The sequence below is a fragment of the Vibrio iocasae genome (assembly GCF_042245395.1).
Classification (GTDB): Bacteria; Pseudomonadota; Gammaproteobacteria; order Enterobacterales; family Vibrionaceae; genus Vibrio; species Vibrio iocasae.
Map to the genome: position 1 here is coordinate 1,593,060 of NZ_CP145311.1, position 12,479 is coordinate 1,605,538.

Here is a 12,479-nt window from a genome sequence, read left to right on the forward strand (position 1 = left end):
TGTACTGTAAGAGGTAGATATGACAAGAAACTGGGGAGTTTTATGTATTTTATTGACCAGTTTCAGTATCAGCTTCTTTGTCCGTTCCGAAAGCATTTTAGTTGTAGAAAGCTATCACTCTGAGCACCCTTGGGATCAAAGCTACAAACAGGGCCTGCAAGAGGTCTTGGGTGAGCATTTTGTGCTCTCTTACTATGAAATGGATACTAAGCGTATCCCAAGGGAGCAGTATCAGGAGCGAGCTGACGCTGCCTGGAAATTGTATCAGGAATACTCTCCTGTACTTGTCGTCATCGCCGACGATAACGCACTAGAGGCGTTAGCCCCTCGCTTTTTGAAAACCAATACTCCTGTTGTCTATCTTGGTATTAATGCGAATCCGAGAAAGTATGGTGTAGCAAATGCGCCAAACTTTTCTGGTGTGATTGAACGTCCTCTTTTAAAACGTTCTGTACTGATGTTGAACAAATTCATGTCAGTGAAAAAGGTACTGGTTTTGTTCGATGAGAGTGAAACCAGTAATGTCATCCTTGAAGATATTTTTTACGGTAAAAAGCAGGCTCAGATGGAAGGAATGGTTCTGGATATCAAACTTATCCAGAATACGACCGAATGGAAAAAGCAAGTGCTAACCGCTAAAGAACATGGGTATGACGCGCTGGTCGTCGGGTTATACCACACGCTGACTGATGAACAAGGTGATCACATTAATTCAGAGGACGTTATCCGATGGACTTCTTTAAATACTAAAGTACCTTCGTTTGGTTTTTGGGATTTTTCAGTCGGCAAGGATAAGAATGTCGGTGGTTATGTTGTGTCGGGATACGAAGAGGGCAAGTTAGCTGGCCAGATTGCATTAGGTATGTTGCAAGGAAAGCGTGTCCGGGTAAGGCCACAAAGTGGAGGGCAGGGCGCATTCCTGTTTAGCCAATATCAGTTAAGCAAATGGAACATTACGCTGCCTCCTGAGATTTTCAATCAGTCCCAAATACTAGAGTAAAGGGGCTAGGCTACCACTGTTTTTGCGATAATCTCCCTTAACCAGCGATTCTTATCATCACCCTGTTGTGCCTTTAGGTAAATCAAGCTGATATCAAAATCAGGCACTGAAATCGGAGGGCTCAGCGCTTTAAGTGCATGGCTGTACATCTCTGTTTCCGCAAACCGTTTGGGCACCACACATAAAAGTTTTCTTCCTAATAACAAACGTCTAATGGTCAGGAAGTTTCTTGAAGTAACAGCAACTCGCCTTTTGCACCCAAGAGATGCTAGTTCCTTATCCACCTTCGTTTCGATTTTGCCATCCGGACTGACTAAAGCGTGCTCCACAGCAACAAACTCTTCAACGGATATTGTGTTCTCGAACGGGACTGTTTCTGGATCAAATAAACAGAGGTGCTGCTCTGTGTAGAGTTTTTCTGAAGCAAACCGCTGATCAAGGTTATCGATACTGCCGATAACCGCATCAACGTGTTCACGTTCAACAATAGAGCTGTAATTTCCTCTGTTGACATTGAAAAAACGAACTTGTGACTGAGAAGAAACCTCACCAATGGCATCGTATAAAGCAGGAGCGAACAGTTGTTCCGCGTAGTCGGTTAAGCCTATTTTCCAGACGCCCTTGAACTCAGAGGCTGAAAACTCAGGTTGTATCAGCAGGTCATTCTTTATCGATGCCAATAATCCATCAATCACTGGAGCAATGTTTTTCGCCCGTTGAGTTGGTTCCATTCGAATACCTACACGTTCGAAAAGACGATCATCAAATAGTCCTCTAAGTCTTTGAAGTGTATAGCTCATAGCGGATTGGCTGACAAAACATTGTTCAGCGGCTTGGCTGACACTTTGGCACTGATATAGCGCCTGAAACGCGACAAGTAAGTTAAGGTCTACGTCTTTCCAGTTAAAAGCTTTCACTTAAAATGCCTCTCATCCAGTTTGATTCATAGTGAGTATGAAAACTATCAATTTGAATCATTTTATGACTTTTTTTACAGTGATTCTACTTTTCAAATTGAGTAGTAAGTAATGTGGTCAATATTTAAAACTTTCTTTTTTCTTGGCTGGATAAGCTTTGGTGGGCCGGCTGCTCATATCGGATATTTTAGGCAGAACTTTGTAGAAAAGCGTAAATGGTTAGATGACAGTGAGTACGCTCAGATAGTCGCGCTAAGTCAGTTTTTACCGGGGCCAGGTTCTAGTCAGGTTGGATTTGCACTCGGCTATAAAAAAGGTGGACTTGCTGGGGCTTTTGGTGCGTTTCTGGGTTTTACTTTACCTTCAGTAATGATCATGTTGCTACTGGCGATGGTCAGTAGCCGATTACTTGATTCTGAAATGTATCAGGCCGTTGTGCATAGCCTTAAGCTATTTGCAGTTGTCGTCGTTGCTGATGCAACCTTGGGGATGTACAAAAACTTCTGTAAAACCAAGCTGACTTCAGGTCTGTGTGTTACTACCGCTATTGCTCTGTTGTTGCTCCCTCAAATTAGCACTCAGATAATCGTCTTGTTGATTGTCGGACTTATTGGCAGCCGTTTTCTGGTTAGTTCACCGACAAAAGTAATTGAACCCTTTAAGCCTTCCGTTCTGCCACTGCTGTTGTTTGCGTTGCTGCTGTTCGGACTTCCTCTGTTTGCTCATTATCAACCACTTCTGGGGATATTCAGTGACTTCTTTCAGGCAGGTAGTTTGGTATACGGTGGTGGTCATGTTGTGCTTCCATTGCTTCAGGGGTTGGTTGGCGATCAGGTTTCTCAAGATGCCTTTCTGACGGGATATGCTGCTGCCCAAGCCGTTCCTGGGCCCATGTTCACGTTGGCGACTTATATTGGTTATGAGATGTCGGCAACACCTGTATTAGGCGCTTTGGTTGCGACTGTCGCTGTGTTTTTACCTGGATTTTTGCTTCTTCTCGGTGTTCTGAAAAACTGGGAAAGACTGGCAGGTAAACCAAGAGTTGCGGGTGCTATAAATGGCGTTAACGCTTCTGTCGTTGGGCTTTTGTTGGCTGCTCTGTACCAGCCAGTATTTAGTAGTGCTGTGAGTTCACCTGTGGATATCGCTATTGTTATTGCAGGGTTCTACCTTCACAAGAAGCTTAATCTTTCCGTTCTATGGACAATTTTGTTCTTTGTTGTGATTGGCGCTGTCATTTAGATTGGTTAACCCACAAAATAAAACCCTCACAAGTTGCTTGTGAGGGTTGATTCGTTCGGTAGAGTGAACTTATTTAGTCAATCAAAGCGTATTCTTCTTTAAGAACCTTAATGATTTCAGCTTTAGGGTTGTCACTTAGAACGATTTTCTTACCCGTGATTTTCTCGGCAATACCGATATAGGTATCAGAAACCATCTGCATCGCATCAAGTGGCAGTTCGTTATCACGTGCTAGTGCACTTCTTTCGTCCATACGATCTTTGTTAAGAAGGATATCTGGGTCAGGGAAGTGATTAAGCAGGAACTGACGGAAGCCTTCTTTTGAATTCTCTACGATATTGCCAGCATCATACTCTGACTTATCCCAGATACGTGAAGAGTCTGGTGTACCCACCTCATCCATATAGATGAGCTTTTCATTGCCTTTTGAATCGGTAACATAGCCAAACTCAAATTTGGTATCAACAAAGATCTGATCAATGTCCGTCAGTGCTTTGCTGATCACACCAAAACCTTCTTTTAACAACTTCTCATACTGAGGAATATCTTCAGCTTTTGAAAAGTTAAAGGCTTCGAAGTTCTCTTCGATGTTTTTACGTGAAATGTTTACATCATCAGCCTCAGGAACACCCTGTATACCCTTAAGAATACCTTTTGTTGATGGGGTGATTAGAAGTTCTGGTAGTTGTTTGTCTTTTTCCAGCCCTTCAGGAAGCTGAATGCCACAAAACTCACGCTCGCCTTTTTCATAAGCACGCCACATTGAACCGGTAATATAACCGCGACAGATCGCTTCAATCATCACGGGTTTTGCTTTTTGTACAATCCAAACAAATGGGTGAGGAATATCGAGAATATGGCTGTCAGCCAGGCCACTGTCTTTAAAAAGTTGGAACCAATGGTTTGAGATAGCGTTGAGTGCAGCACCTTTCCCAGGAATACCTTTCAATCCATTCTCACCACGCCAGATACAATCAAATGCAGAAATACGATCACTGATAACCATAATGGCAAGTGGAGCATCGTCTGCAACATCATAGCCTTTGTCTTTAATCAATCGCTTGCTGTCTTCTTCAGTCAGCCAGTATACAGAGCGTACTTTGCCGCTATGAACAGGCTTATCTGTGCGAATTGGAAGGTCATCATTTACTGCTAGAACTTGATCGGCGAGATTCATCGAAAGATTCCTATTATTAATCCGAAAATAGGGTATAGCTAAAGGAAAATCCTTCAGCGTCAATTGAATGAGCGCATCATACCAGAACTACGACAACCTTCCAGAGAAAAAGCAAACGTTTGCCTTTTTGGTGTTCTATTGGTTTGGGAAATAGAAAATGGGATTAACAAATAAAGAAAAGGCTACAGGAAAGTCTGTAGCCAAACAAAAAGGCATGAGATAAAAATGTGAATTTAGTGTATCGAGGATGCAGATAAGAAAAATACCTCACATCCATATTCAGCTGCGCAGTCTAAAATCTTCGACTTCGCCTGATGAGATAGATGACAACTTGCCACTACAGCGCTAGCAGTACGAGCCTGAATTGCCTTGAGCACAATCTCTTCTTCGCTGAAGTTCATAGAAGGTTTCATATGAATGATATTGTTGCAGTTAATACCATGTCCGGAAAGATCAGACTGCACTGGGCGAGGGCAGTTAGCAGTAAACAAAATCCATAAACGCTTGTGTGAAAGCGCAGCTAATTGCTGATACATATCGGTATTAACCGTAGGTAGAGCAGAGTTGTTACCCATCATTGGGCGGTCAATATAGGTGTGTAGCTGAGAATAGTTGTTTACTTGAAGCATAATACTGTTTTCCTGTACATACTGTATAAGTAAACAGTAGTGTATATTCACACAGTTTGCAACTATAAAAACGACTGTATTTTGGTCAATGTGATGTTGATCTATTCAGGAAAGGCAAATAGCAGACATAAAAAAGAGCCGCGATATGCGGCTCTCTATCCAATCCGTTGGAGTACAGCTTGCTTGACTATGCTTCCGTAGCGTGTTTTCTCAAAGCGAGTTCGTCTATGTTGAATAGGTTCACATCGAACTTGGCCAGATCCTGACAATCTTCACAAGAGTGGTGGAATCGACCATCAACGTAGTCATGACGAATCAGTAAGCTTTGTTTTTTACACCAGTCGCAAGAGCCCTCGGTTTTAAACATACATTCTCCTTCAGATGTAGCTGCACTTAAGAGCGCTATTATTAGCGCGCGTATTATGACACAAATTCAAGGAAAATGTTAAGTAAATGTTAATCTATTTTCGGCTTTTGTAGCCCGCTACAATTTTAACGGCTGCATTGAGACGTTTCATTTCATCTTCACTGCCCCCTGCGTCTGGGTGATAGATTCGGCTTAACTTTTTGTAACGCAGTTTTATTGATTTTTCGTCGGGAACACGATTTGGGTTGAAGCCAAGTAACGAACAGGCGAGGTTGTATGACTGATCTTTGCTTTGAAGTTGGCTATGCCGTTGCAGCTTTGTCAGTTGCTCATGGGCTTTGTTCAGGTGAGTCTGGAGTGAACGTATTTTCCTTCTGTTCTCAGAAAGCTGATGTTCATATGTACCGAGTTTGCTCTCTTTTTTCTGTCTGAAGAAGCGACGTACAGTTATCACCAGAATGAATAACGCGATGGCTGAAATGAAAATCAGCACTTCATAAGGGATCTTATTATTTATGTTGGCAACGGATTTGTTGTTTTGGTTGTTCTGGTTTGATAGTGCTTCGTCGGCCGCTTGATCGAGAATGGCTATAGAGGAAACTTGCTTCTCCCTAATTCGATTAAATTGAGCCTCAAGTACTCGCGAGTATCCTTCTTCTGCTTCTGGAATACCCTTTTCATTACCGAGCTCAAACCAGTTTTCGGCAAAAATCAGGTTATCAATTGGTTTATTAGCGTGGTCTTCAAATAGCTTGCCTATTTCCGCTATGGCTTCTTTGTTACCATTCTGAATCGAGTTCAGGTACCAAAAGTGGGCTTGTTTTAACTTGTTCTCGCCATAGTAAGCTCTTCCGAGCTCTAACTGAGCGGCAGGGTTGCCTGCGTTAGCATCTTCAATGAGTTCTTCTGAAGGCGCCGCCGTTGTATTCGAGCACGCAATGAGTAGAAGTAGTGTGAAAGTGGAACGATATCTTTTGGTTACAGCTTCCATGCGTATCATTCTATTTTCCTTTTACTGCGCTACTTAAGCATTTTAGGGGCTTGTGTCCCGTCGACAGGGCGGTTAACAGAGACTCTTCTACCTTTTTTTAGACCAACTTCGTAGTCTTCGGTGATGTTTTTCATCGCTTCTTTTAACTGTTGTTTAAAGGTTTCTCTGTCTATGTTTTGAAACTCACGATCAATATAGCTGTTAATCTTATTTTGTGAGTCATCGTCTGGTGTAATCACCGGAAGTTTTTCCAGTGCGCCTTCTACCCAGCCGGAGACAAAGGAGTTAACTCGGCGGGTGACTTCCACTGAACTGGTACCGGAGCCAGCAAAGCTATTTCGAAACTGGCCCGTATGCTCGTTCATTTCGCGATAGATGATGTCGAAAGCAAAAGCAGCAAAGATAGCTCTGTCCGCTTCTCCAATAAATTCGACTCTTTTTAATCCCTTATGATTAAGCAACACAGCCTCAACACCAAACTTAGTGTTAATACCACGAATGATTCTAAGGATAGTTGAGCTAATCGAAGTAGGGAGAAGATGAGTCGACTGTGTTTTGCCCATCTTAATAAACTCAATATCGTCTTTGTCTAAACCATATTTGAGCATTAGGCGGTGTGCCATTTTTATAGCCTGAGCCGCTTCGTTTACGTTAGCGGAATTACCTAGCTCCAGACACTTAGCAATTTTCTTAAGGGCTTTCTTTTTATCCATCGAACTTACTGAATTTTGACTCTTTCTTATGAAAAGTCGACCATTTTACCGATTTTAGCGGGGGAGATAAAGAAGTAACCAAAGTTACTGAGACAACAAACAAAGAAAGCTCTTCAAATGGAAGAGCTTTCATTTCAATTTTGATAGCTACCTGTTACCTCAGACTATATGCCAAGCTCATCCAGAAGGTCATCGGCTGCTTCGTCAGCAAGTTGTGCCTGAGTACTTTGAGCTGAGTTGGCTCGATTTCTTTCTGCTTCCAGGATTGAATCAGGAGATACATCTTCTTCAACGTCAAAATCTTCTAACTGGATAAACTCAGTTTTATCCATGGCTAATTCCAAATAGAAAATGTTGTTGTTTGCTGTAGAGAAGGTCACACGTCTTGCTTGTGGGCGATCTAAGTTGGTATCAACGGAAAGCAGTACCTGTTTGTTAATGGCCAGCATCTTCGGCTGGTTTTGAGTGATGTTAGTTTTAAGTTCTTTTCGGATCTTACTAGTGAAATCCCCAACCAATTGGTTCATCAACTCGCCCAGCACGTCAGCTACATCATCAGATGTGTGTAGAATTGCCAGCTCTTCTTCAGGCATCCCCATGTTTTTCATATATGTATGGTAAAGCTCTAAAGCGGCTTGAGAAGTAAAGTTAATCACAACCAAACCAGAGAAACCGCCATCAAATAGAACAAAGCAACCCAAATCTGGTTTTAAGCAGGTTTTATTAATTTTCTGCACCATGGCTGAATAAGAAACATTGGTACCAGTGGCAGAACTGAGAACGTCAGATACGGAATGGCAAAGTTTTAACAGAATATCTTCAGTTGTTACTACAGTATTTTTCTTCATAAGTTCTCGCAAGGAAAAGCGGGTGATATTCATGTCAGTATGGATAAAAAAGACTAGTACGTCATGTGATTTCATTCGGCTTTTCTGTTTTGTTCGCAATTCAAATGTTGTAAAGTGACGTGAATCAAAAATTACAAAAAATCAGACAGTTCAATTAAGAACTAAGATTCAAACACTAAGACCCGAATAGAGTGGAATTATATATATCGGGGCAGGAAGCGAGATGTTACCAAGATTAGCAAGTCAGACGGACGTCGATCCCGTCGTATTAAAATACCTTGAAGAACTTCAACAAGCTGGTTTTACTGGCGATATCGAAACACAATACTCAAGTCGATTAGCGGTTGCGACCGACAACAGTGTATACCAACAGTTGCCTCAAGCGGTTGTTCACCCAAGAACGACGGAAGATGTGGTCCTGATTGGTAAAACGGGCAACAAGCCTGATTACGACCGAGTTACTTTCTCTCCCCGAGGTGGTGGTACTGGTACTAATGGTCAGTCTCTGACCAAAGGGATTATCGTTGATCTGTCTCGCCATATGAACAAGGTGCTGGAGATCAATACCAAAGAAGGCTGGGTTCGTGTTCAGACTGGCATTGTTAAAGATCAGCTCAATGATGCGATTCGTCCTCATGGCTTTTTCTTCTCACCTGAGCTTTCAACCAGTAACCGAGCAACACTTGGTGGCATGATCAATACGGATGCTTCGGGTCAGGGCTCTCTGGTTTACGGTAAAACATCCGATCATATCCTTTCTTTGCAAGCCGTTTTTGTCGATGGTTCTTTGTATGAAACAGACGACAGCTATGGGTTGCCTACCGAAGGTGAGTTTGCCCACGAAGCGTATCAGGTGACGAAAGGTGTCTGTACAGACAAGCGAACTCAGATTGTAGATAAGTTTCCACCTTTAAATCGTTTCTTAACGGGTTATGACCTAAAAAATGCGCTATCTGATAAAGGTGAGTTTGATCTGACTCGAGTTCTGTGTGGCTCTGAGGGCTCTCTTGCCTTTATAACTGAAGCTAAGCTGAATCTTACACCAATTCCAAGAGTTCGTACTCTGGTAAATGTAAAGTATGACAGCTTCGATTCTGCGCTGAGAACGGCTCCTTTTCTTGTTAAAGCGAATGCGCTTTCTGTTGAAACCATTGATTCAAAGGTTTTGAACCTGGCAAAACAGGATATCGTCTGGCATTCGGTGAAAGAGTTGCTGACTGATGTGCCGGATAAAGAGATGTTGGGCATTAACATTGTTGAGTTCGCTGGACAGGATGAATCAGAAGTCGCCCAGAACGTTCAGGCTTTGGCAGACCAACTAGACAAGATGGTTGCTACCAACGAAGCAGGTATTATCGGTTATCAGATATGTGACGATCTGGCGAGTATTGGCCGAATTTACGGCATGCGTAAAAAGGCAGTTGGTCTTCTAGGGGCCGCGAAAGGTAGAGCCAAGCCAGTAGCGTTTGCGGAAGATACCTGTGTACCACCTGAAAATCTCGCTGATTTTATTGTTGAGTTCCGGGAGTTGCTTGATAGTAAAGAGCTGCAATACGGGATGTTCGGTCATGTTGATACGGGGGTATTACATGTTCGCCCGGCACTGGATCTTTGCGACCCGCATCAGGAAGAACTGATGCAGGAGATATCAGACAGAGTCGTTGCTTTGGTTGCCAAGTATGGTGGCTTGATGTGGGGAGAGCACGGAAAAGGGTATCGATCTGAATATGGTCCCGAGTTTTTTGGAGAAGAGCTGTTCACTGAGCTAAGACGCGTGAAAGCAGCCTTTGACCCTCGTAACAAGATGAACCCAGGCAAGATCTGTACACCCTTGGAAAGCACCGAAGAGCTGGTGAAAGTCAATGGTATAAAACGCGCGTTCTTTGACAGACAAATTGATGTTGAAGTGCGCGACAGTTTTAAACTGGCGATGGAGTGTAATGGTAACGGTCTTTGTTTTAACTATGACACCAGTTCACCAATGTGTCCTTCCATGAAGGTGACTGCAGATCGTCGCCACTCTCCAAAGGGAAGAGCGGGATTGGTCCGTGAATGGCTACGTCAGTTAACAGAGCAGGGTATTGATGTTCTGGATCTGGAAAAGCAGACGCTGGAGAAAACCCCGACGGTTAAAGTTCTGATTGACCGCGTCCGTAATAGTGTGAACAAACGTCACGAGTACGACTTCTCTCATGAAGTTTATGAAGCGATGAATGGCTGTCTGGCGTGTAAGGCGTGTGGTACTCAGTGTCCGATCAAAGTGGATGTGCCAAGCTTCCGTTCGCGCTTCCTGAACATTTACTACTCTCGTTACCAAAGACCAGCAAAAGATTATCTAGTCGCAAATATTGAGACAATGCTTCCATTGATGGCTCGCATACCAAAGGTGGTAAATGCGACGTTGTCACAAAAGTGGGTGCAAAACCTGACAGCTGCTTCTGTCGGCTATATTGATGCGCCTTTGTTAACTGTTCCGACCTTGAAAAAACGTTTGAGTGGTTTGTCGGTAGAAGAGTTCGACCATCAGACTCTTCATCTTCTTTCAGATGAAGAAAAGCAAAAGCATGTTTTGATTGTACAGGATCCTTTCACCTCTTATTACGATGCTCAGGTTGTGGAAGATTTCGTCAAACTGGTCGTAAAGTTGGGCAAGAAGCCTGTGGTTTTACCGTTTAAGCCAAATGGTAAGGCGCAGCATATTAAAGGCTTCCTGAAACAATTTACTTCTACTGCGGTAACAACATCTGAGTTTTTATCTCAGGTGGCAGAACTTAATATTCCAATGGTTGGTGTCGATCCTGCGTTGGTGCTTTGCTATCGAGATGAGTATGCAGATATTCTGGGTGAGCAGCGTGGAGATTTTGAGGTCCTGAACGTACACGAGTGGATGATGAACAACCTGGATTCATTTAATCCGGGGCAACCTTCTAACCTACCGCCATGGTATCTGTTTGCGCACTGTACTGAAAAAACTCGCATGCCTAACTCAGAAAAAGAGTGGGCAACCATCTTTAAGTTCTTTGGTGGTGTGCTTGAGCCCGTATCTGTTGGTTGTTGTGGGATGGCTGGTACTTTTGGTCATGAAGCCGATAAGCTGCAAATGTCTACAGATATTTACGATTTAAGTTGGAAGCAGAACTTTGAGAAGCTTCCGAAAGAGCAGTGTCTGGTAACAGGTTATTCATGTCGAAGTCAGGTTAAGAGAACGGAAGAGACCTATTCGAAACACCCGCTTCAAGCCCTGTTGCAGTTGGTTGGCTAGCGTAAGAAGGAGATACAGATGGATGCACTTAAACTGAAAATACCGCCAGTGTTTGTGTTTCTGGTCTGTATCGCGCTTATCTACTTTCTTGATAAAGCGCTGATTCCGTTTTCGATTGAACTGCCAGGGCGCTATCTGGTGTTTGCTTTCTGCTTTATTACAGCAGGAGTGTTTGGATTAGCTGGTATATATGAGTTTAAGAAAGCTAAGACATCCGTACACCCAGTCGATATTGATAAAGCGACAACCGTTGTCGATAGCGGAATATATAAACTGTCCCGTAATCCAATGTACTTTGGATTGCTTCTGCTTTTACTTGGCTTTGCCTACATTTTGCAGAACATCTTAAGCTTGATGGTGTGTCCGTTGTTTGTGCTATACATGAATCATTTTCAAATCATTCCAGAAGAGCAGCATCTGGCAACGAAGTTTGGTGAAAATTACAATCACTACAAAGAGCAAGTTCGAAGATGGATATAAGCGCTTAAAGGATGTTAGTTACAGAAATAAAGAAGGCCTGCAAAACTGCAGGCCTTTTGAAATCAACTAGATAGTAGGCTTTATGCCATTACTGGTTCTGCTGAGAACTTAGAAAGAAACTGTTCTTTGCGCTCGTTAAAGCGGGAAACCAGATCATCGATGGAATCTTGATTGTAAGGTTTTAGGCCACTCGCAACCATACGCTTAACACCTTTACCTACAATTTCACCATCTTCCTTAAAATCGAAGTTTAGTGTTACGACACCGCGCTTACCTTCGATATCGAAAGTTGCACCAGCGAACTCTACTTCTGGGTGCTCAAGGTCTAGTCGGTCAAATTCCACTTCCATGCTCTCATAGATAACAAGCGGACGTTGACAGTTGATCATCATCTGCTTTTCTTCCATTAGAGGAACCATGATGTGAGGGAAGTTCATCCCAGAGAACTTAACGTAGCTCTTTACCACGTGTTCAATAAACTCAGGGTTGGTATTGCATTCACCCTCGTGAGTCATATGCAGGTACTCTTTACCATTGGCATCAACAACCGCACTTTCGTGCTCGCCCTTGTTTTCAACGCTCAGGTTAATACCTTCATTCACCATTCCGGAGAAGTCGAAGCGCATTTTCTGGCTTATACCCTCTTTTTTAAGCAGTACAGCAAATAACAGATCGCCTGGTACACAGAAGCGCTTGTTATCTTCATCGTGGATTGGGTTGAAGTCGCCAGCTACTTTTTTTGCAAAGTGGCTTGCTTGCTGTTTAGTGAACTGAAATTGCTCGCTGATCGCTGAAAAGTAAGGTTTTAAAAACATAATTATCTTAGGGTTGCCAAAAACGGGCGGATTATAAC

Annotated in this window: 12 protein-coding genes; 4 read left to right on the forward strand and 8 right to left on the reverse strand. The window is 43.0% G+C overall.

The genetic code is table 11. The features are described from left to right. Window positions 1-19: 19 nt before the first annotated feature. Window positions 20-1,000 carry an ABC transporter substrate-binding protein gene (locus SNR28_RS17105; RefSeq protein ID WP_375753874.1) on the forward strand — a complete coding sequence of 327 codons (981 nt, stop codon included), beginning with the start codon at window positions 20-22 and terminating at the stop codon, window positions 998-1,000. A 5-nt stretch (window positions 1,001-1,005) separates the two neighbouring features. Here the strand turns inward: SNR28_RS17105 and SNR28_RS17110 are convergent, their stop codons facing one another. After that, on the reverse strand, window positions 1,006-1,917 hold the full coding sequence (locus SNR28_RS17110) for a LysR family transcriptional regulator (protein WP_375753875.1): 912 nt from the start codon (window positions 1,915-1,917) through the stop codon (window positions 1,006-1,008). A gap of 111 nt (window positions 1,918-2,028) precedes the next feature. Between SNR28_RS17110 and chrA the strand changes: the two genes are divergently transcribed. Next, on the forward strand, window positions 2,029-3,159 hold the full coding sequence (gene chrA / locus SNR28_RS17115) for a chromate efflux transporter (RefSeq protein ID WP_375753876.1): 1,131 nt from the start codon (window positions 2,029-2,031) through the stop codon (window positions 3,157-3,159). Window positions 3,160-3,232: 73 nt separating this feature from the next. On the opposite strand, the gene SNR28_RS17120 is transcribed toward chrA, so the two are convergent. The 6 genes from SNR28_RS17120 to SNR28_RS17145 form a co-directional block, all read right to left on the reverse strand. Next, window positions 3,233-4,336: a phosphoribosylaminoimidazolesuccinocarboxamide synthase gene (locus SNR28_RS17120; protein ID WP_375753877.1), complete on the reverse strand. Its 1,104-nt coding sequence runs from the start codon at window positions 4,334-4,336 to the stop codon at window positions 3,233-3,235. Between the two features lie 233 nt (window positions 4,337-4,569). Further along, window positions 4,570-4,965 (reverse strand): hypothetical protein, encoded by a 396-nt coding sequence (locus SNR28_RS17125; protein ID WP_375753878.1) that lies wholly within the window; start codon window positions 4,963-4,965, stop codon window positions 4,570-4,572. A gap of 187 nt (window positions 4,966-5,152) precedes the next feature. Then, the gene (locus SNR28_RS17130) at window positions 5,153-5,332 is read right to left on the reverse strand and encodes a hypothetical protein (RefSeq protein ID WP_375753879.1); all 180 of its coding nucleotides are present in this window, start codon (window positions 5,330-5,332) and stop codon (window positions 5,153-5,155) included. Between the two features lie 94 nt (window positions 5,333-5,426). Beyond that, complete coding sequence (locus SNR28_RS17135) at window positions 5,427-6,332, reverse strand: hypothetical protein (RefSeq protein WP_375753880.1); 906 nt, start codon at window positions 6,330-6,332, stop codon at window positions 5,427-5,429. Between the two features lie 20 nt (window positions 6,333-6,352). Next, entirely contained in the window at window positions 6,353-7,036 is a 684-nt protein-coding gene (locus tag SNR28_RS17140) for a DUF2786 domain-containing protein (RefSeq protein WP_375753881.1), read from the reverse strand. 164 nt (window positions 7,037-7,200) lie between these two features. After that, window positions 7,201-7,884 (reverse strand): DUF3334 family protein, encoded by a 684-nt coding sequence (locus SNR28_RS17145; protein ID WP_375753882.1) that lies wholly within the window; start codon window positions 7,882-7,884, stop codon window positions 7,201-7,203. A 223-nt stretch (window positions 7,885-8,107) separates the two neighbouring features. Between SNR28_RS17145 and SNR28_RS17150 the strand changes: the two genes are divergently transcribed. Then, complete coding sequence (locus tag SNR28_RS17150) at window positions 8,108-11,146, forward strand: FAD-binding and (Fe-S)-binding domain-containing protein (RefSeq protein WP_375753883.1); 3,039 nt, start codon at window positions 8,108-8,110, stop codon at window positions 11,144-11,146. A gap of 18 nt (window positions 11,147-11,164) precedes the next feature. Further along, window positions 11,165-11,626 (forward strand): methyltransferase family protein, encoded by a 462-nt coding sequence (locus SNR28_RS17155; protein WP_375753884.1) that lies wholly within the window; start codon window positions 11,165-11,167, stop codon window positions 11,624-11,626. A gap of 80 nt (window positions 11,627-11,706) precedes the next feature. Here the strand turns inward: SNR28_RS17155 and SNR28_RS17160 are convergent, their stop codons facing one another. Beyond that, window positions 11,707-12,441, reverse strand: coding sequence for a DUF3581 domain-containing protein (locus SNR28_RS17160; RefSeq protein ID WP_375753885.1), 735 nt, complete (start codon window positions 12,439-12,441; stop codon window positions 11,707-11,709). Window positions 12,442-12,479 lie beyond the last annotated feature (38 nt).